This is a genomic window from uncultured Nostoc sp. (assembly GCF_937863485.1).
Lineage (GTDB): Bacteria > Cyanobacteriota > Cyanobacteriia > Cyanobacteriales > Nostocaceae > Nostoc.
In genome coordinates this window covers 53,145-73,136 of record NZ_CALMFY010000162.1, presented here as the reverse complement: position 1 = coordinate 73,136, position 19,992 = coordinate 53,145, and the positions used below count along the sequence as shown (strand labels likewise).

General features: G+C 43.4%; 16 protein-coding genes. 7 read left to right on the top strand and 9 right to left on the bottom strand.

Annotation, left to right across the window (positions count from 1 at the left end):
• Positions 1-58: 58 nt before the first annotated feature.
• Together Q0541_RS20965 and Q0541_RS20960 are read right to left on the bottom strand one after the other, a co-directional pair.
• A complete protein-coding gene (locus tag Q0541_RS20965) occupies positions 59-2,416 on the bottom strand; it encodes a tetratricopeptide repeat protein (protein WP_298914648.1) in 2,358 nt (785 codons plus the stop codon).
• Positions 2,413-4,065, bottom strand: coding sequence for a porin (locus Q0541_RS20960; protein WP_366941907.1), 1,653 nt, complete (start codon positions 4,063-4,065; stop codon positions 2,413-2,415). The genes Q0541_RS20965 and Q0541_RS20960 overlap by 4 nt, the downstream gene beginning before the upstream one ends.
• Before the next feature lie 320 nt (positions 4,066-4,385).
• On the opposite strand from Q0541_RS20960, the gene Q0541_RS20955 reads away from it, so the two are divergent.
• Complete coding sequence (locus tag Q0541_RS20955) at positions 4,386-5,189, top strand: hypothetical protein (protein ID WP_298914642.1); 804 nt, start codon at positions 4,386-4,388, stop codon at positions 5,187-5,189.
• Positions 5,190-5,646: 457 nt separating this feature from the next.
• Here the strand turns inward: Q0541_RS20955 and Q0541_RS20950 are convergent, their stop codons facing one another.
• On the bottom strand, positions 5,647-6,372 hold the full coding sequence (locus Q0541_RS20950) for a hypothetical protein (RefSeq protein WP_298914639.1): 726 nt from the start codon (positions 6,370-6,372) through the stop codon (positions 5,647-5,649).
• Between the two features lie 633 nt (positions 6,373-7,005).
• Between Q0541_RS20950 and Q0541_RS20945 the strand changes: the two genes are divergently transcribed.
• Together Q0541_RS20945 and Q0541_RS20940 are read left to right on the top strand one after the other, a co-directional pair.
• Positions 7,006-8,604 carry a cellulase family glycosylhydrolase gene (locus Q0541_RS20945; RefSeq protein WP_298914636.1) on the top strand — a complete coding sequence of 533 codons (1,599 nt, stop codon included), beginning with the start codon at positions 7,006-7,008 and terminating at the stop codon, positions 8,602-8,604.
• An 82-nt stretch (positions 8,605-8,686) separates the two neighbouring features.
• Positions 8,687-10,468: a M61 family metallopeptidase gene (locus Q0541_RS20940; RefSeq protein ID WP_298914634.1), complete on the top strand. Its 1,782-nt coding sequence runs from the start codon at positions 8,687-8,689 to the stop codon at positions 10,466-10,468.
• Positions 10,469-10,518: 50 nt separating this feature from the next.
• Here Q0541_RS20940 and pyk read toward each other — a convergent pair whose 3' ends face one another.
• Positions 10,519-12,288: a pyruvate kinase gene (gene pyk, locus Q0541_RS20935; RefSeq protein ID WP_298914629.1), complete on the bottom strand. Its 1,770-nt coding sequence runs from the start codon at positions 12,286-12,288 to the stop codon at positions 10,519-10,521.
• Positions 12,289-12,658: 370 nt separating this feature from the next.
• Here pyk and crtR point away from each other — a divergent pair, with 370 nt between their 5' ends.
• On the top strand, positions 12,659-13,558 hold the full coding sequence (crtR, locus tag Q0541_RS20930; RefSeq protein ID WP_298914626.1) for a beta-carotene hydroxylase: 900 nt from the start codon (positions 12,659-12,661) through the stop codon (positions 13,556-13,558).
• A 44-nt stretch (positions 13,559-13,602) separates the two neighbouring features.
• On the opposite strand, the gene Q0541_RS20925 is transcribed toward crtR, so the two are convergent.
• The 5 genes from Q0541_RS20925 to Q0541_RS20905 all read right to left on the bottom strand — a co-directional run bounded on the left by Q0541_RS20925 (position 13,603) and on the right by Q0541_RS20905 (position 16,682).
• A complete protein-coding gene (locus tag Q0541_RS20925) occupies positions 13,603-13,893 on the bottom strand; it encodes a hypothetical protein (protein WP_298914623.1) in 291 nt (96 codons plus the stop codon).
• Complete coding sequence (locus Q0541_RS20920; RefSeq protein WP_298914620.1) at positions 13,890-14,159, bottom strand: DUF433 domain-containing protein; 270 nt, start codon at positions 14,157-14,159, stop codon at positions 13,890-13,892. The genes Q0541_RS20925 and Q0541_RS20920 overlap by 4 nt, the downstream gene beginning before the upstream one ends.
• 319 nt (positions 14,160-14,478) lie before the next feature.
• On the bottom strand, positions 14,479-14,892 hold the full coding sequence (gene aroH / locus Q0541_RS20915) for a chorismate mutase (RefSeq protein WP_298914617.1): 414 nt from the start codon (positions 14,890-14,892) through the stop codon (positions 14,479-14,481).
• A 127-nt stretch (positions 14,893-15,019) separates the two neighbouring features.
• A complete protein-coding gene (gene sppA / locus Q0541_RS20910) occupies positions 15,020-15,841 on the bottom strand; it encodes a signal peptide peptidase SppA (RefSeq protein ID WP_298914614.1) in 822 nt (273 codons plus the stop codon).
• A gap of 544 nt (positions 15,842-16,385) precedes the next feature.
• Positions 16,386-16,682 (bottom strand): hypothetical protein, encoded by a 297-nt coding sequence (locus Q0541_RS20905; RefSeq protein ID WP_298914611.1) that lies wholly within the window; start codon positions 16,680-16,682, stop codon positions 16,386-16,388.
• Positions 16,683-17,100: 418 nt separating this feature from the next.
• Here Q0541_RS20905 and Q0541_RS20900 point away from each other — a divergent pair, with 418 nt between their 5' ends.
• From Q0541_RS20900 to Q0541_RS20890, 3 genes are all read left to right on the top strand, one after another.
• Positions 17,101-17,898 carry an MlaE family lipid ABC transporter permease subunit gene (locus Q0541_RS20900; RefSeq protein WP_298914608.1) on the top strand — a complete coding sequence of 266 codons (798 nt, stop codon included), beginning with the start codon at positions 17,101-17,103 and terminating at the stop codon, positions 17,896-17,898.
• A gap of 113 nt (positions 17,899-18,011) precedes the next feature.
• Positions 18,012-18,428 (top strand): DUF3119 family protein, encoded by a 417-nt coding sequence (locus tag Q0541_RS20895; RefSeq protein WP_298914605.1) that lies wholly within the window; start codon positions 18,012-18,014, stop codon positions 18,426-18,428.
• A 232-nt stretch (positions 18,429-18,660) separates the two neighbouring features.
• The gene (locus Q0541_RS20890; RefSeq protein WP_273766264.1) at positions 18,661-19,935 is read left to right on the top strand and encodes a DUF3086 domain-containing protein; all 1,275 of its coding nucleotides are present in this window, start codon (positions 18,661-18,663) and stop codon (positions 19,933-19,935) included.
• Positions 19,936-19,992 lie beyond the last annotated feature (57 nt).

Below are 19,992 nucleotides of genomic sequence, written 5' to 3'. Positions count from 1 at the left end.
CTTATTGTTCCCTTGTAGTTGTTCAAAATTAACTTTCATGAAGAAATTTAAGCGATCGCTAATTCCTGTTTCGACGTTGATAGTCTTGCCAAGGGGGTTGAAATCCTCGTCGGAGCAAAAAGTCTGTTTGGATTTGCTGTATTTGCCGAGATGCATCACTATCGGTTCCTCCTTCGGCAGCTGTTTCTAGTTGCAATCGTTCTAACTGTGCTAATGCTGTCAAAGGCTGATCTAAAATCGCATTCAATCCAGCCAGGGCGCGGCGTGCATCTTTGTCTTCCGGTTTTTGTGCCAACACTTGAGCATAAATCTCCTGTGCCGATTCAAAGCGGCGCTGTTCAAAGCGAATTCCGCCCAAAGCCGCTAGGGCATCGATGTTATCTGGTTGCTGCGCCAAAATATTTTGATAGGTACTGCTAGCCAAATTCAAATCACCTACAGATCGAGCCAACTCTGCCTGCAACTGGGATGAGTTTGGAGTGTTGGGAATGCGAGCAATCAACTGCTTCATCCGTGCTTGTGCTTGGGCTGGATTACGTTTTGCTATCACTTGTAACAAGCGCAGTTGTAGTGGTATGGAAGTAGGGTCAGTTTCTAGTAGATAACTATATAAAGCTTCTCTTTGTGGATCAGCAGGTAGCGCTTCTAACAAACTGTATAGTTCTGGAGGAGTATTGGTTGCAGGTTGTGTAGCTAACCAATTGTTGAGAACTGCCTCTGCTTCTGGTTGGGAGATTCGCTTGGCTTGATAGGCGATACTAGCACGCCCTAGTTGAATCGACAAATTTTGAGGATTCCGAGCTATCAATTGGTCATAAACTGTCACAGCCTCATCAAAATGCTTTTGTTGCAGTCGTACTCCAGCCAGTCCGCCCAAAGCAGCATTAATAATATCGCTACTATTTGGCTTGCTAGCAAGCACAGCTTGGTAACGCTGGGCACTAGCTTCCAGACTACCCTCACGACGCTCAATTTCTGCTGCTAGCAACTGGGGTGCGAGGTCTTTAGCACCTGCGGGGGTAGCTGTGTAAGCTGCCAAGGCAAGCCTTGCGCCATTCAAGTCTTGGCGCTGCACATACATTTGTGCCACCCGGAAATTCAAAAACGGTACGTTAACCCCCATTTGTAAAAGATTTTGGTACACAGGTAAAAATTCCGGATCGGGAAAATCAATGTTCACTAAGGCATTAGCTAGTTGTTGCAACTGCACACGATCGCTCGGCAATGATTGCATTACAGTCGCCAAACGCTGTCTCAAGTCATTTTTACCGAGTAAACCTAACTGATTTTCCAAAGCTAATTGCTGCACCAGCAAACTTTGATCGTTGGGAAATTCTAACGCCACTCGTTGATACAATTGCAGCGCTGTTTGTCGTCCTTCAGGAAACCCACTAAAGACATCAGCGACTTCGCGCAGTAGTTTGGGCGAAGGGTTGGGATCGGTTTGGAGGGCTTGACTGTAGAGATTAAAAACTTGCTGGGTGAGGGTGGGATTATTGGTGTACTTGCGAATTTCATTGAGCGATCGCGCTAAGGGCAAAATCGCATCTGGCCTTCCCTGTAATACATCTAAGACCGCCAAAGCTTGGGCTTGTTGTTGATTGACAAGGTATGCTACAGCCAGTTCTTTACGAGTTTCAATCCCCATTGAGTCAAGTTTATTGGAGCGCTGTAACTGCGCTTCTAACACCTGTACTGCTCCTCCAGGATTACCTGTTTCTCGTAAGCTGCGGCCGTAGGCTACTGCTGCGTACCCTGTAATCGCTTTGCCAGTGGAGCGATAGCGGTTAAATAACTCCAGTGCTTTCGGAAAATCCCCACTGTAACTATAAGTTTGAGCTGCACCAACGACTGCCTCTGGTGTGGGGTTATTGTTCAGCGCAATTTCGTAGTCTGTCAGGGACTCGGTTAATTGTCCTTGATAGGAGTAGAGTAGAGCACGGTAACCACGACCTTCTGAGTCATTAGGATTTAACTCTAATAAAGTTGTTAGAGCCTCAATTCCTTTTAAGTTCCACTCAGAACGATAAGTAGCCAGTAGACCAACTGTCTTTAAAGCTAGTTGGTTGTTGGGGTCTACCGCCAGTACTTGTTGATAAGCACTCCAAGCTTCAGGAATACGTCCGGCCTTGCGATAAGCGATCGCTAGTCCTAACCTAACTGGCGAAGATTGCGGTTGACTTTTGAGGGCTTGCTGGAAGGCTGCGATTGCATCATTAATCCAGCCTTTTTTTAATAATGCAAAACCTTTTTGTGCCGATGCTGATAAGTTCTGTGCTTGAGCAGGGGCAATGCTGCCCAAGGGCGGCACAGTTAATAAGTAAGTAAAAAGGAAAAATGAACAAGTAAAAAGAGAACGATATTTAATTTTTTTAGCTTTTACTTTTTGGCTTTTATCTATATTGTTTTGACTCATTGAGCAATTCTCCCTCTGGGAGTGACATCAAAATCTGATTTCACCCTGATACCGAAGACTGTTTCGGAGAAATCATCACGTGCCTGAACCGAAAAGCCTAGCCGGAAATTGGAAATAAATTTAAAATCATAGAACATTTCTAATACATCTGGACGGTCTCCACGACGGAGGCGATCGTTAGAGAGAGGAAGTCCATAAGCTATTCCTAGTTTGTCATCTGGGGTAAACAGATCCAATAAACTAGCTCCCAAAACGTAAGTATTTGCACCCTCTCCTAAAGTGCGGTTTTCGTAGCGACCATAGCGCCCAAACAAACCTAATTTCAGATTGGGAATAAAGACTTCGGCGTTGACACCATATGCTTCTTCGCGATCGTTTGCTTCAGGGCCAAATTGATTGTTACCTCTGGCAATGCTAAAGCTTTCGAGGAAGCTATCACGAACACCAGCGTCGCGATCGCTGGCATAAGTACCACGAATAATTGCATTGCCATAACGGATGCCGATTTCTCCAGCAAATCCATCTAAAGAAAATTCACCGATTTTGTTTGCTGATGAAAATACTGCTGCTTTGGCTTCAATATTGTCGGTGACACTCCAATCGGCTAACAAACCAGTGCGTGAACTAATCCCTGTCGCCGCCAGTGCTGGGTTGGTTTGAAACACCGGATTAAAGAATTGACTGGCCCCATCTTTAGCAAAACTGTTGTTATCAAAATAAGACGTTAAATCTAGTTGACCGATCACTAACCGCAGATTAGGTATTCCTGCTAGTGAAGTCGCCAAATAAAGCTCGTTGATGTTCAAACCCTCGTTTCGGGAGTCATCCAAGCTGCTGCCTTGGCTTGTTAAGTCCAGGGTTGCCCCAACCAAAGCTTGGGGAGAAAGTGGGTAGACTCCCGTGACTCTCGCCCGGGCTGTGGTGTCGCTGCCTTGGGTGATATAAACTCCTTGGAATTGTAAAGAGGGTTCCCTTAAACTACTGCTAGTGAGCTGGCGGCGTTGTTGAGTAGTTACTGATACTGCTGTATTTGGTGTGGGAGTTGGAGTAGGGACTGATGGTGTTGTCTGTGGATTGAGTAATTGTTGATTAAAAGTTGGTGCTGTTGGTGCAGTGAATTCTTGCGTTGCAGGCAAGTTGGGAAGTGGCGGCAGAGGGGCTGTTTGGGAACTGAGTAGTTGATTAAAAGTTGGTGCTGCTGGTGCAGTGAATTCTTGTGTTGCAGACGAGTTGGCGAGTGGTGGCAGTGGAGTTACAACTGAGCTAATTGCTGGCTTTGAGTTGTTCATCTGTCCCTGCAATCCTAAATTAAGGTCAGAAGTGTCCCCACCTGCTGTCACTCGTGGTGCAACAGAACTATGTGCTGCTGCCGGGGCTTTTCCACTTACCTGCTGCTGGATGAAGACACTCTCCAGTTGTTGGAGATCCTTGACTGGTTTGGGTTCCACAACTTTGTCCACTGGATTGGCGATCGGTGCAACTGCGACACCAGTCGTTACGGGTGGAGGAGTCAATGTTTGCGACCCTGACTGCGATTGACTCTTCTTGACAGGTAATTTAGGCACTGATAGTGGTTCTGTTAAGCCCAATTGGTAGTCGCTACTCTGTAGCTGAGATGGGTTGACCTGAGCTGAAGACTTTTCGCTCACTGCCAGTACCCAGCAAATCGAGATGACGACAGTGCAAAGCAGTGGATAAACCTTGTGGTACTGACTTGAAAAAGTAAATTTATAACAATCGAATACTGTTTGCCTCATCAGCTTAGTTGGGTAACAACTACATATTTAGGTTATTGAATGTCGCCACTTTAGCAAAATAAATGAGTAGTAACCACTACATACAATAAATTTCGTAATTTTAAATTAATTCGATTAGGAGTCGATAAAACTTGTTATTTATGAAAATAAATTGGGCATAATAGGTAAAAATCTGATTTATTGGGAAATACGCCAATAAACTGCCTCTTATCATGAAAAATCTTGATTTAAAGACTATTTTTGCCAAAATTAAAGCTTTATCTACTAGTAATCTCCAGGCAGCCATTTGCCTTATGCTTTTAGCTGCCAGTTATGGCTGTGTTCAAAAAGCACAAGAAAAGGTGGGGATGGAAATTAGAAATGTACAACCTATATCAGGTAAAGGTGTATACAACGTCGTTGGTAGTACCAATCTGCCTGAGTCTAGCAAGATTACAGTGGTTGCTGTGCGTTATTTGCGTCCAGTGTCAGGACAAGCAGAAGCTTTGCTGAACTCAGATACGAATACTAACCGTTCAATTTTGGCTCGTCAAATTGTGGAAGTGAAACAGGGACAATGGGAGGCTGCGCTAAATCTGTGGCAAGTTTCACCCGATGGTAGCTTCCAAGAAGTCTGGCAAGCAAATCCAGCACAAATACGACTGTTTCCAGAAGGTGGCGTTACATTTGTAGCTATTTTCGATCCTGCTAGTCAGTGGGAACAGGCAGATAATCAAAACTCTCAAAAGTTAAAGTCAGAGAATCAACAGCTTGAAAAGCTTGAAAAGATTGAAAGCAAGTTGATTCGTTTTACTAACGAAGGTGAAAAATATTTACAAGTTAGCCAAACCTTAACAATACCCCTACCTATGGGGAAAACAATACCACCTCGTTCACAACCGGAAGACTTGAATAATGGTTGGGGAAACCGATATCAAATCCCGCCGCAATCCATAGCTTCTAAAACTACCCTACTTCCATTAGTTAAAAATAGGCAAACGAATGCCTATGTGACTCCTTCAGAGTTTCTCAGGTGAGAATTAAGATGGGCATAAAACCTATAAAATAATCCTGTCTATATTTATGTACCCCTACTCTACTTCCTACTTGATTGAGGACGGGGTACTGTAACCCTCCATCGCTCTCTTTTTAATAGATAAAAACTAGAATACCAGCCTCAATATGAGCGCTGGCATCCAGATATTAATTACCCAATAACCACCAATTTAGTGGTCATTGTCTGTAGATAAAAGTGCTTGTCCTCATTAAGAAAGTTGTGGCAATTTTGGAAGATTCACAAAATAGACAGAGAGGAAATTTATACCTAAAGGCACTTGCTCTATACTCCTATGCACTTGAGTGATTTAAATCTTCTCCTCTGCTTCTCTAATGCCTTGTTTGTTTTATTTGTCTATGACGCAAAGATGTAGGTAATGAACATTAAACCTGTTTATCTTCAGCTTTTGCTCTTTGATAAATAGATTTAAGCAGATTTTAAAGAACAGTATTATAGTAGATCTGAAATTTAGCTGTAGAATCTACTTCCGCATTTGTTGCTTGAGGCGTTAGTTGTAAATTGTCCTGCATTACCTGCATTTGTAACATCATCTCTTTAATTTGTTTTTGCAAATCTTCAAATTCGGATGGCATGATTACTGTTTGATTTACTTCACGAGCAGCAGCAACTTCTTTGGTACTGTTCGGATTTTCTTGAGCATAGCCAAGGAAAGTTTGGGCAGATGTAAACGCAGAAGTAGCAGCAACATTTGTCATGGTGGTAGTATTTTGTTTAGTTGCAACCTCTGGTACAGGATTTATCAGCTGTGTGTGCATCGGCATTTGCGCTTCAACAGGTTGAGATGCAGTTATTGCGTTTTTTGAACTGAAAGCTTGATCAAAAGGCATTTCGTCATCTAAAAAAGCGCTCAATCCAGAAACTTGCAATCGAGGCTCGGAAACTTGCCATTCTTTTAGTAATGCTTCCTTTTGCTGTAAGTGCAGATCTAGATTAGATAATTCCTGCTGAATTTTTGCTGATTTGTCAGAAGAATTTCGCCAACCACAAAAAGCAAGTGCTGAAATTCCAGACCCTATACTAAGCACAGTTGCAAAAACTACGTAAGGAATAGCAATATCTCTAAGTTTCCCGTCAAAAATAGGTTCTTCCTGAAATTTGATGTCTATTTGTTTATCACCTAGTGTAGCAAGGGGAAATGACATTAAAGAAAATACACTTAGAGAAGCGATCGCAGGTAGTACTAAGAATTTTTGCAGTGCAGAAAGTGTCATATTCAGAAAACTTTTGTTAAATAAAAGGCTATGGACAGATTGCAGAAGATTTAATTACCGCTTGTAACATCTAAGAGTTTTTACGGTCAGTCAATATCTGTACTGCCTTAATATCTAAGTTATTCTCGATCCGAGATGTTTTCAATAGACAACTCATGAAGAAGTCAGTAAATTCCGTAAACTTTCTGTAAATTAAGTAACTACCGCAGATTGTATAAAGGGAAATGCAAAACATAGATAGAAAATTATCCGTATTACCAGTCAAAGATTTTAGCGTTTTTGATTTCCACTATCCAATTTTTGCGGATACAGAAACAATAGTAGCTAAATATTGCTCTAATACTATTAGGATGGTTAAACGTATGGAAGGTTAATTAAGTAATACAAAAAGCTGGAAAATAAATGCATTGTAATCAGACTACGAATATTTATCGTCAGCTAAAAATCATATTTACAAAAATACTTTTTACGTAAAGATACTGTAAAAATTATTTTTTTGTACAAACCATTACATATTTGTCTGTTAATTTGACTTAGATATTGTCCTCCAATAAAAGTAATAGTATGCAAGTTATCCATAAAAATAAACCAAGAAGATTGAGGTTACATAAGAAATTACTGATATTTTCCCTAAGTCTAGTAGTATTTTTAGTAATTATTTTGACTAAGGCACCTGTTAATATTCAGCTAGATGCTTCTAGGGCTGCGACGCCAATAGAGCTACCACTTTCAACAATTGGTAGAAGAATTGTGGATGCGAAAAGCAAGGTTGTATTGCCCAGAGGTGTTAACTGGTTTGGTATGGAGACTGATACGCACGCCCCTGACGGTTTATGGAAACGAGATTATAAAGAAATGCTGGCGCAGATTAAAAGCTTGGGATATAACCTCATCCGGTTACCTTATTCTGTGGCAGGATTGCGATCGCTTAATGTAAGTGGCATTGACTTTGGAATTGGCAGCAACAAAGAACTTCAAGGTAAAACCCCCTTGGAGATAATGGACTTACTTATTCAGGAAGCAGAACGTCAAGGATTGCTAATTCTACTTGACAACCACCGCCTTAACGACCAGCAAATTCCAGAGTTGTGGTATGGAGACGGCTTTACGGAAGCAGACTGGATCGATACTTGGAAAATGTTAGCCATCAGATACAAAAATCAAGCTAACGTTATTGGCGCAGACTTAAAAAATGAACCTCACGGCCAAGCTAGCTGGGGTGATAACAACATCAATACTGACTGGCGATTAGCAGCAGAACGCGCAGGCAATGCGATTCTCAGTGTTAATCCTAATTGGCTGATTGTCGTTGAAGGAGTGGAAAAGAATGTCCCCGGTCAAAAACTGCCACAGCATTGGCATGGTGGAAATTTAGAAGGTGTGAAACGCTACCCAGTACGTTTATCTCGTTCTCATAAGCTAGTCTATTCTCCTCATGAGTATGGCGCTGGGGTGTACAATCAGCCCTACTTTTCTGCCTCTAACTTCCCTCAAAATCTGATTGAACGCTGGCAAATAGGATTTAACTATATCGCTAGTGAGAATATTGCTCCCATCTTGATTGGGGAGTTTGGGGGACGGAAAGTAGACTTAAATTCCCAAGAAGGAATTTGGCAAAATGAGTTAGTGAAATACATTCAAAAAAATAACTTGAGCTTTACTTACTGGAGTTGGAATCCTAATAGTAGTGATACAGGCGGAATTTTACTAGATGATTGGCAAAGTGTTGATCTACCCAAGCAGCAATTACTGTCCCAACTGCTTCCATCTGTACAACTTCAACAGCCAGACCAACCGAATAATCCTCCTGTTTCCCCAACTCTTACTCCTTCTGTCTCTCCATCTCCTACTGGTGCTGCCCAATTAAAAGTTACTACTGACATCTATTCCAACTGGGAAACCGGATTTTGTGTCAGGTTCAAAATTATAAATCAGGGCAATGTCAAGGTTAACAACTGGCAACTGGCGTTTCAGATGAATCAAACTAAGATTAATAACTCTTGGAACGCAGATTTTAAGCAGCAAGGAGCGATACAGTATCTAGTGACTCCTTTGGACTGGGGAAAAACAATTGAACCAAATCAAGTACGGGATACTGGCTTTTGTGCCAATAAACTTGGTTCTGACTACCAGCCACAGCAAATAACCGCCGTCTTGATTTGAACTCAAAAATTAAAAGCCGAATTTGTCATGATAGGAGAAATCACCAATCCCATTAATCATTGCTATTAACTCAGCACACAAGATGACTCAAGCAACAGCACCTCATCTCAATACTAACGTTCAGGAAACCAGGCCGACGATTCATTACCAGGTGGAAATGTCCCAACCAGAAACCCATCTGTTTGAGGTGACTTTACACCTTGTCGATTACCCCTCGCCGATTCTCGATTTAAAACTACCGGTGTGGACACCCGGTTCCTACTTAGTTCGGGAATATGCTAAGAATTTACAGGATTTTGTGGCTTTTGCAGAGGATAAGCCTTTACCTTGGCACAAGATCAGTAAAAATCACTGGCAGGTAGACAAAACGGGTATTTCAGAATTAACTGTACGTTACCGCATTTTTGCGAATGAGCTATCGGTGCGGACAAATCACTTAGATGCCACCCACGGTTATTTCAACGGTGCGGCACTATTTTTTAGAATACCGGGCTGTGAGAAGCAACCCATTCGCGTTACTATCATACCGCCACGCCTGGAATGGCAGGTAACTACTGCCCTGCCACCCGTTGCTAAAGAAACGAATACTTTCTTGGCTGGCGATTTTGATACTCTTGTTGATACTCCCTTTGAGATTGGTCGCCACCAATTGTATAAATTTGAGGTTTTGGGAAAACCCCATGAACTGGCAATCTGGGGACAGGGAAATTTCCAAGCCCAGCAGATGATTGCTGATATCCAAAAAATTGTCCAGGTAGAAGCGCAGATGTTCGGCGGTTTGCCCTATGAACGATACGTGTTTCTGCTACATTTATTTAGCCAAGCTTTTGGCGGTTTGGAGCATAAAAACTCTTGCTCCTTAATTTACCAACGTTTTGGGTTTCGTGCTCAGGATAAGTACGATCGCTTTATCCAATTAGTTGCACACGAGTTCTTTCACTTGTGGAATGTCAAGCGAATTCGCCCCAAAGCATTAGAGGTTTTTGATTACGACCAGGAAAACTACACACCATCATTGTGGTTTTGTGAGGGTACTACTAGTTACTACGACTTGTTAATTCCTTTGCGAGCAGGAATTTTTGATATTCAGTCGTATTTAAATAACTTGGGCAAGGAAATTACTAGATATGAAACGACACCGGGGCGCAAGGTACAACCCGTTTCTGAGTCGAGTTTTGATGCCTGGATAAAACTCTATCGCCCGGATGCCAATAGCGGTAATTCCCAAATTTCCTACTATTTAAAAGGAGAAATGGTATCCCTGTTGCTGGATTTACTGATTCGCTCCACTCACGATAATCAGCGCTCCCTCGATGACGTGATGCTGAAAATGTGGCAGCAATTTGGGCAAGCTGAAATTGGCTATACCCTAGAACAGTTGCAGGAAGTTATAGAATCTGTTGCAGGAATCGATTTGACTGATTTCTTTAAACGCTACATTGATGGCACTGACGATTTGCCCTTGAATCAGTACTTAGAACCCTTTGGCTTGGAGTTGGTAGCTGAACAGCAGGAAGAACCTTACTTGGGTGTGAGAATAAATACAGAGAATGGGCGGGAGATCATTAAGTTTGTGGAGACTGGTTCACCTGCACAAGCAGGGGGAATTGATGCAGGTGATGAGTTGTTAGCAATTGATCGGATTAAGGTAACGGGGAATAGTTTAAGCGATCGCCTCAAAGATTACCAACCAAGCGATACAATTGAAGTCACAGTTTTCCACCAAGACGAACTGCGTACCTATTCCATCATCCTCGCCTCACCACGTCCGACTCGATATCAGGTAAAACCTGTTGAGCATCCTGACTCCATGCAGCAGCAAAACTTTGCTGGATGGCTTGGGGTAGCGATCGCAACTGTTTGATCAAGGATTAGGGATTAGGAAAATTTTTTCCCAGTCCCCAATCCCTATTGCTAAGGCGTTCTCACCGCCCCAGAGTAAATCAAACCCCGTTGCAGATCCAGCGTTATAATCGCTCCATCCCGAATCACCTGCGTTGCCTGCTTCACGCCGACAATCACTGGCACACCCAGACGCAAGCCAATGACTGCTGCATGACTCGTGAGACTTTCCTCTTCGGTAATAATCCCGGCAGCTTTCCGAATTGCCTCAACAAAATCGGCACTAGTGCGGGGTGCAACTAATATGTCTCCCGGATTAAAGTTACTAACATCCATACCAGTATTAGCCACCCGGGCGCGACCACTCACTGAACCTTGTCCCAGTCCAATTCCGTGACCTAGTATTGCCGTCACCACCTCAACCTTAATCAAATCTGTGGAGCCGGAAATTCCCTGGAGTGTGCCAGCGGTCATTACTACTAAATCTCCCTCAGACAGTAACTTAAGCTCCTGAGCCACATTGATCGCAGCTTGAAATGTCTGACCAGTGGAAGGTAATCCTAGCACCAACAGCGGTTTTACTCCCCACACCATCTGTAGCTGCCGCGCCACATTCACATGGGGTGTCACTGCCAAAATCGGTGTCTGGGGGCGGAACTTAGAGACATTGCGAGCTGTTGCCCCAGTTTGCGTTAGCGTCATGATTGCCGCTGCACCTAGTTGTTCGGCAATTTGACCCACAGCTTGACTAATAGCGTTGGGAATAGAGCGTCGGGCATCTCTCAAAGAACGTAAGTTTAAGTGTTGGGCTTCCTCCTGCTCCATGCGCTCGGCAATCCGCGCCATCGTCGCCACGGCTTCTACTGGATAGTCGCCGACAGCAGTTTCATTGGAGAGCATTACAGCGTCTGTGCCATCTAAAATTGCATTTGCCACATCCGACACTTCCGCGCGAGTGGGACGGGGATTGCTCACCATGCTGTCTAACATCTGGGTGGCGGTGATGATGGGAATCCCCAAGCGATTTGCTGTAGCAATTAGCCGCTTTTGGAGTACGGGGACATCTTCCGCTGGCAATTCCACGCCCAAATCGCCTCTGGCAACCATGACGCCATCACATAAAGCCAGAACCGCCTCCATTTGTTCGATGGCTTCATGCTTTTCAATTTTGGCAACCACTGGCACTTGCTTGCCTGTACTTGAAATTAGCTCTTTAATTTCGATCATGTCCTGTGGATTGCGGACAAAGGAAAGTGCCACCCAATCTACACCCTGATCTAGACCAAACATCAGATCCTCTCGGTCTTTGTCGGTCATTGCTTTAATTGACAGGTAAACGCCGGGAAAGTTTACGCCTTTATTATTAGAAAGTTTTCCAGGCACGGTAATCCGACAATGCAAATCACCTTTGTCCCGGTTGATCTCCTCCACAACCATTTCGACTCGTCCATCATCGAGAAGGATTTTTGCACCAACTGGGACTTCTTCGGCTAAATAATCATAGGTGACGCAGCTAATTTCGTGCGTACCGACCACCGGACGATTTGTCAAGGTGAAGCGATCGCCTTTTGCCACAACTATAGATCCGTTGTCAAACTTCCCCAAGCGAATTTTTGGACCCTGCAAGTCTTGGAGAATAGCCACTGGCTGATTTAGTTCAAAGGCGGTTTGCCGAATTAAGCGAATACTACGCTGATGGTCGGCATGAGTTCCGTGGGAGAAGTTTAGCCGCAGCGTCGTGGCTCCCGCTTCAATAATTGCCTTGAGCATTTCAGGACTGCTAGTGGCGGGGCCAATAGTAGCGACAATTTTTGTCCGGCGCAGAGAATCTCTTAATTGCATAGGGGCTGAAGTTAGGGAGCTATCTGGGAAGTCATCGTAACTTGAGTGGCATCTCCTTTTCAGTCACTGCTATATCAATAGATATAAGCAGTTAGAGAGGGTTTATGGGAGAGTGGGGGCTGTGGGATAGACTAGATATAGTACATCAATCTTGTATCCATCCTCCCAACAAAGGAGTTTATCCGATCAACTTCTTACGAATTTTCATCCCCTACTTGTCAGTAAAGACTAGGCTTTGTCTGGAATCATAGCGTTATTCATCTGCTGATATGCAAAGCTGTAGATAAATCTTGCTATACAAAACTTTACAAAAATTTATTCTTTCCTCATCTTTATCGTATATTTGTAATGTTTGGTTAAGAAGGAGTCAATGTTAGAGAAAATCGCATCGGAGGCACAAAAGCCACTGACAATCCCACCCAAGGAATTTTTAGCGCCTCCTGGTGATTTCAATCGCACGCTACTGCTGTTTTTCGTAGCTGTGGCAATGCTGGTGTTATCTAGCTTTGGTTACTGGCTTTGGGAATGGCCGCACTGGTTGTGCTTTTGTGTTAATACTATTGCCTTGCATTGTGCTGGGACTGTAATTCACGACGCTTGTCACCAATCTGCCCATCGCAACCGGGTAATAAATGCGATGTTAGGGCATGGCAGTGCATTGATGCTAGCTTTTGCTTTTCCAGTGTTTACGCGGGTGCATTTGCAGCATCATGGCCATGTCAACCATCCCAAGGACGACCCAGATCATTATGTCTCTACGGGTGGTCCGCTGTGGCTGATTGCGGTGCGGTTTTTGTACCACGAGGTGTTTTTCTTTCAACGGCGACTGTGGCGTAAATATGAGCTACTAGAATGGTTCATCAGCCGCTTGATTGTTGGTGTAATTGTTTATATATCAGTGCAATACCACTTTTTGGGTTATATTCTCAATTTTTGGTTTATACCGGCTTTTGTGGTGGGAATAGCACTGGGATTATTTTTTGACTATTTGCCCCATCGTCCTTTTGCGGAGCGCGATCGCTGGAAAAATGCTCGCGTTTATCCTAACCCAATTCTGAATATTCTGATTATGGGACAGAATTACCACTTAATTCATCATCTATGGCCTTCTATTCCTTGGTATAATTACCAGCCTGCATACTATGTGATGAAGCCACTTTTAGATAAAAAAGGATGTTATCAAACTTCAGGATTGTTACAAAAAAAGGACTTTTTTGAGTTTGTTTATGACATTTTTTTAGGAATTCGGTTTGATCACCACAAAGAATAAAGTTGTTGCATAAAGCGATGCCTACGGCGGGCTACCCCAACGCGTCAAAAATCTCTGATTTCAACAACCACACCCGGAGCGATCTTTTCTAGGACACTACAAACACTGGGTATCAATGGAAGCAAATCAAGCAGGCGATTACTAAACGCCACCAGAACAACGACTGCAACTCCAGCCTGTTGCAAATTTTGCTGATATCGTAAGTTTTGGTCTGTTGTCAGGAGAACCGTGAAACTCTCTTGCACCATCAATTGCAAAAGTTCACCATTCTTTTTGCCTGACCATCCCATTTCCACAACTGTACGTACCTCATAATCAGTGAGTTCACGCCTCAAGGGTCGTGGAACACACTCATCAAGCAGAATTCGCCATAGGCGGTCAGCATTTCCTTTGCTAATTCGAGAGTGGCGTAGGCGTAGCCCGTCGTAGACATCGCTTGCTCACGGCTGACACTGGGAAAGTGATCTAAAAACTCATCCAGTGAGTCACCCGCTTCTAGGTAATCAAGCAAGGTTTTTATCGGCACACGAGTATCAATAAAAACAGGTGTTCCTCCCAATATATCAGGGTCGCTATGAACAACACGTGATGTGGATGTCATATAGTTAGCTTGTCTGCGACAGACTACCTTCTTATCCTAGCTATAGTTGTCTTAGAGGTTGTTTGAAAAGTGGTTGGCTGTTTAAAAATGCTGAACCGATTTGACGTTTTCACGATTTGATTTTAAGTATTCTATCTTTTCAGTCAGAAATCACTGCAAGAAAGGTTTAGCGTTTTTATGGCTTCTTCAATATCTACTCTGAAATCTAAGCGTTGAGTCATAAAATCTACATCGCTCTAATACCAATTCTCTATAAATGATGACGATTCGTTTCCTTGGCGTTCTTAGCAGTTCGCTTTTATTTATTAATATGAGTATTTTACACTTTTGACTTAACTGCTTGCTGTGATGCTTGTAAAGTCTGGGGCAAACTCCAGTCTGGACGCAAGCTAGCGGCGTTGCGTAAATAGATATGATGAATTGAGGCGGAGGCTGGCAGATAGGTGTGGATTAGGAACCGAATGCAGCGCTGTAAGCTGCCTTCGACATGCATTTGCTGCACATCCAACATGGCCACATTATCCCAACCAGGACGCGCTCTAGCGATCGCAGCTGGAAAAACTACGTCTAAATCACGTGTCACAGAGAAAGTCACACTAATCATGTCCCTCAGCTGGAATTGATTCCGGTTTTCCAGCTCATCTAGTAGTTCTGTCACCACCTCTCGGATTGCCTCAACAGTATTTTCTGAAGCAGTTGTTGCTCCGCGAATAGCCCGCATTTGCCAGTCCACGCCAAAATCCTCCTTAAAACACAAAAGTGAGGAGTTAGGAGTTAAGAATGAGAAGTAAGATTTTTAACTCATAACTCCTCACTCATAACCAGAGGCGGAGCGTCTTTGGCTCCGCTCCTAACTCATACTAGGGTCGATATAACCACAACGGTAAACCACTGGTAGACATTTCAAATTCGAGCCAATCAATACCAGCCCCAATTCCTGATGAAACCTGACGACTTCCTGGTAAAAGGCGACTCAATAAAGGTTTACGTTCTTCTAGGGTATAGCAGAGAGTTTTTTCCGGATCAAGACCGACCAGTTCTGCTGTCCAGCGACGGGCATCTTCTTCTGTACCCAGGCGGTCTACAACACCCAACTCTAGGGCTTGCTGTCCAGTAAAAATCCGACCATCGGCGAAACTTTTCACAGTTTCTACTGCTAAAGAACGGCCATCAGCTACCGTTTGGACAAACTGCTGATAACTTGTGTCAATCAACTCTTGCAGGATGTTTGCTTCTGGTTGAGTCAGTTCCCGGTCAAAAGCCAAAATGTCTTTATAAGGGCCAGACTTAATTACCATGAAGGAAACACCGATTTTTTCTAGCAAGCGTTCTAAGTTATTCCCACGCAAAATCACACCGATACTACCTGTAATCGTACCTGGGTTAGCTACGATGTGTTCGGCTCCCATGCCGATGTAGACTCCTCCAGAAGCCGAAATATTGCCAAAGCTAGCGACGATTTTAATTTTTTCGCGCAAACGCTTCAAGGCGCTGTAGATTTCTTGGGAATCTCCGACTGTACCGCCAGGACTATCAATACGTAGCAATAATGCCGGAAACTTTTTTTCTTCTATAGTTTTCAGGGCTTCTAGGACGCGTTTGCGAGTAGCACCGGCGATCGCACCAGTAATTTCAATCCGCGCAATTTGTTTTCTAAACTTGGGCTTAAACGGCCAAATCATGAGTTGTCAACATACCTCGTAATATAATTCAATATAAGATGCCCAGAGGTCACACGACTTGCTTTGCTCTGTTAAGAAACATGAGTCGGCACTGTGCTGGTCAGGATTTTAAGGAAATTTTTATATTTTACAGGGAGTTTTTTTTGATATTCTCGATAAATACTAATCAAGTCCTTAAAGATTTTAGCTAACACAAAATGCCAAACTCTAGTTTAGCGTCAAACGTGGTAATTTAGCACAGACTTTTTTAGCGGTTTTGCAGAATTCAAAATTTTAAAACCCTTGATAATTTATCTTTTTGACCTCTTGATAATTGATTTGCTACGGTCGCGCACCTGTACTAGTCGTCAGTAATTAATAACTAATAACTAATGAATAATAAGTATTTAGTCAAGAATTTTGGTACTTAATTTAATCAATAAAAATTCATTCAGCAACACTAATCCCTATTTAGGTTAAGACCAGTAGTACTTTCACTTTTGGAAATATCACTTTTTCTTTTGTTGTACAGCCTATGAGCACCTGACGAAGGAATTTGCACTACTTATGAATCAATTCGTAAAATTTGACACCGATAATAAGCGTACATATCAAACAGTGCCCCGACGAAACTCCAGGTCAAGCTAATCACAAATAATCCCCGGAGGGGAGTTCCACTGCCAAAGGTGGCGAGAAAATGCATAATCTGAGTAGCGATCGCCTCAGTTAACTCTTGTAAACCGGGGAAGTGACCGATGAGGGATAAAAGGAACAATCCGCCGCCAACGAGTAACATGGGAGCGACAAAACTAAAAATGATCGTAAGTAGTAAAGAGCGGAGAAAGTTAATGAAAATAGTCATTTAGGACAAACTCCGTAAGTAGAGATGACAATAGCTCGATAGCGGTTTGTCATTTTCTACAATACGTGCGATCGCTTCAGAGCAGACAATCTGTCAAAAATCTTAAGTTTTCATTAAAAGAAACGGCTACCAGTTACAGCACATGCTGGGGATATAAAAAATGACTTAAATCTACGAAAACCTTGTAAACTCAAGGTTATAGCCAAGGCTAGTACCTATTTATTGGTTTGCAGTATGTTTAACAACAGCTTCATTTTCTGAGAGCATCTTTAATCTAAGTTAATATTCAACCCCGTTGGGGGTATGGGGAGATCAGGGAGATGGGGGAAATAACCAATGCCCCAGTCGCCAGTCCCCATTCCCTATTCTCAACGACTTCCGCTATTCTTAAGGCAGTTACCGAGTTAGCTACAGAACATTGAACCAGACTACATCCAAATCCAGTTTAGGAGAATGGAGTCAGCGGCTGCTGGCAGCGATTTTTCTGGGTGGGCAAGTACTAGTTCACCTATTGAGGGGCAAAATCCATCGGCGCAACACCTTGCAACAAATGGCAGCAGTTGGGCCAGATTCCCTATTTATTGCTCTATTGACGGCTATTTTCGTTGGCGCAGTGTTTACCATTCAGGTGGCGCGGGAATTTATCAACTTTGGCGCAGGAAACATTATCGGCGGAGTGCTTTCTGTCGCGTTGACACGAGAACTCGCTCCCGTGTTGACAGCAGTGGTTTTGGCGGGGCGAGTTGGTTCTGCCTTTGCAGCCGAAATCGGTACCATGCGGGTCACAGAACAAATCGATGCCATGTTGATGTTAAGAACAGATCCAATCGATTACCTGGTTATCCCCCGCGTCCTTGCTTGCTGTTTAATGCTACCAATTTTAACCCTCTTGTCTTTGGTAACAGGGATGTTCGGGGGATTAATAATTGCGATAAATATCTACAGCCTGTCTGATACGGTATTTCTAGACTCAGCCCGTAACTTTCTTGGTATCTGGGATATTTTGAGCGCCATGATTAAGGCGTGTTGCTTTGGCATTTTAATCGCCATAATTGGTTGCAGTTGGGGGTTGACGACAACAGGAGGAGCCAAAGGTGTAGGACAGTCAACCACAACTGCTGTTGTGACTGCCTTACTGATTATATTTGTTAGCAACTTCTTTCTTTCTTGGTTAATGTTTCAGGGGACTGGCAGTGCATTCTTGCAAGGCCTATAAAAGTTAGGAGCAAAGCCGGAGACGCTCCGCCTCCGGTTAAGAGCGGAGCCGGAGACGCTCCGCCTCCGGTTATGAGTTAAAACTCCTTACTCCTAACTCTTAAAATAGGAGAGATGCCTACTAATAAAGCAGGATTTAAGACTGTGACCAGTTCATTTGCTCCTAACTCCACATCAACTGTGGAACTTAAGCCTAGTTACAATATACCTATAGTATTGGTGATTGCCGCCATTCCACTACTGTTGGTACAACCGTTGGTAGGTTCCGTTTTCACACTGTTTGGTTTGTTTCTCATGTTTCAGGCGTTAACGCTGCGTTTACAATTTACCGCCACCGACTTAGATATTTACAGAGGCGAAAAATGGATTCGGCGCTTTCCCTACCAGGAATGGCAAAACTGGCGGATATTTTGGAGTGGAGTCCCCATCCTGTTTTACTTTAAAGAAATTAAAAGCATTCACTTTTTGCCGATTTTATTTGACCCCAATACCTTGAAAAATTGCTTAGAACAACGTTGTCCACGTACTTAGTGCTGATATTGATTACCTATGAGGTTGCCCCAGAACTTGGGGCAAAATCCCCAAGTCTGACCAAGCTTGATTTTGTGCAGCTTCACAAATAATTGGTATAAGTACCATCTGTGCTGAGTCGTTTTGCTCTAGACTCGTAACTCAGCACTCATGACTCAGGACTTTTATGGCAGGTCAATTGTAATATTTCTGAAAGCTATTTATTCGCGTCATAGGAATTACACTATTGTTTATGAACCCAGAGGAATCTCAAACCCCAGAACCAATTGATGAGCGGTTGGCAGAAAAACAAGAACAGAACAATGCAGTTGAACATCCAGTAAATCCATCTGTTGAGTTAGTGGTAGAAACAGCAGCCATTAGCTCATCACCAGACTACGCAACTTTTGAGCCACTCATCTCCAATGCAGAAGTGGTAGATTCTACAGTAGAGCTAACAGAAAATTCAAATGGCGAGTTTGTAGCACAGTTAGAAGCAGGAAATGTCGGACTGGGGTCAAAAATCGGATCAGGAAATAATTCATTATACGCAGAGGCAGAGCAGCGAGTGGCAGAGTTGCAGAGCGCTGAAGCTGCCCTCAAGGAAGAAATAGCCAAGCTGCAAGCTTCTTACAAAAACCTTCAGTCACAAGTGACTGAAACTCAAACCTCACTGGGACGGCTTGTGCAAGAGTCACTGGTGCAATTAGAACAACGCAAACAAGCGCTGCAAATTTCTGTAGAACAGCTAGAACGCCGTCAAGAACGTATCCGCAACGAGATGCGAACCACTTTTGCCGGAGCATCCCAAGACTTGGCAATTCGGGTGCAGGGTTTTAAAGACTATCTCACAGGTAGCTTACAGGATTTGGCCGCAGCCGCTGAACAGTTGCAACTGACACCAAGTGTAGTGGAACGAGAAAAACCATCTGTAAAAGAGGCTAAACCAGTTGAACCCCAACCTGGAATACCCCAATTTGCCCAACAGCAATTTCAAGATACTACAAAGCAAATTCGCCGCCTAATTGACCAATATCGCAACAAACCAGATTACTACGGGCCAGCGTGGCAACTACGCCGAACCTTTGAACCAATCCACGCAGAACGAGTCTCCAACTGGTTTTTTACCCAAGGGGGACGGGGTGGTTTACGGACAATGGGGAGCCGCTTACAGAATATCCTAATTGCCTCAGCCGCAATTTCGATATTACACAAGCTGTATGGCGATCGCGTTCGTACTTTAGTTTTAGCTAATACACCGGAGCGATTAGGTGAATGGCGGCGCGGTTTGCAAGACTGTCTGGGAATCGGTCGCCCAGATTTCGGACCAGACCGAGGTGTGGTATTATTTGAGGCGTCTGATGCTCTGGCTCAGAAAGCAGACCGATTGACGAAGGCCAATCAACTGCCCTTAATTATCATTGACGATTCAGAGGAGCAAATCAGTTTGTCACTACTGCAATTTCCTCTGTGGTTAGCCTTTGCCCCTGACCCTAAAACCGTGAGAAACTATGATGATGACTTTTAATTAGTCAATAGTCCAGAGCTAAAAGCTATTTCTCTGGACTTTTTTGAATTTTGAATG

What these genes read in the sequence shown, in the direction of transcription:
- Q0541_RS20965 (WP_298914648.1), bottom strand. Translation starts at nt 2,416, where the DNA reads ATGAGTCAAAACAATATAGATAAAAGCCAAAAAGTAAAAGCTAAAAAA.
- Q0541_RS20955 (WP_298914642.1), top strand. Translation starts at nt 4,386, where the DNA reads ATGAAAAATCTTGATTTAAAGACTATTTTTGCCAAAATTAAAGCTTTA.
- Q0541_RS20950 (WP_298914639.1), bottom strand. Translation starts at nt 6,372, where the DNA reads ATGTCATTTCCCCTTGCTACACTAGGTGATAAACAAATAGACATCAAA.
- Q0541_RS20945 (WP_298914636.1), top strand. Translation starts at nt 7,006, where the DNA reads ATGCAAGTTATCCATAAAAATAAACCAAGAAGATTGAGGTTACATAAG.
- Q0541_RS20940 (WP_298914634.1), top strand. Translation starts at nt 8,687, where the DNA reads ATGACTCAAGCAACAGCACCTCATCTCAATACTAACGTTCAGGAAACC.
- pyk (WP_298914629.1), bottom strand. Translation starts at nt 12,288, where the DNA reads ATGCAATTAAGAGATTCTCTGCGCCGGACAAAAATTGTCGCTACTATT.
- crtR (WP_298914626.1), top strand. Translation starts at nt 12,659, where the DNA reads ATGTTAGAGAAAATCGCATCGGAGGCACAAAAGCCACTGACAATCCCA.
- Q0541_RS20920 (WP_298914620.1), bottom strand. Translation starts at nt 14,159, where the DNA reads ATGACATCCACATCACGTGTTGTTCATAGCGACCCTGATATATTGGGA.
- sppA (WP_298914614.1), bottom strand. Translation starts at nt 15,841, where the DNA reads ATGATTTGGCCGTTTAAGCCCAAGTTTAGAAAACAAATTGCGCGGATT.
- Q0541_RS20905 (WP_298914611.1), bottom strand. Translation starts at nt 16,682, where the DNA reads ATGACTATTTTCATTAACTTTCTCCGCTCTTTACTACTTACGATCATT.
- Q0541_RS20895 (WP_298914605.1), top strand. Translation starts at nt 18,012, where the DNA reads ATGCCTACTAATAAAGCAGGATTTAAGACTGTGACCAGTTCATTTGCT.
- Q0541_RS20890 (WP_273766264.1), top strand. Translation starts at nt 18,661, where the DNA reads ATGAACCCAGAGGAATCTCAAACCCCAGAACCAATTGATGAGCGGTTG.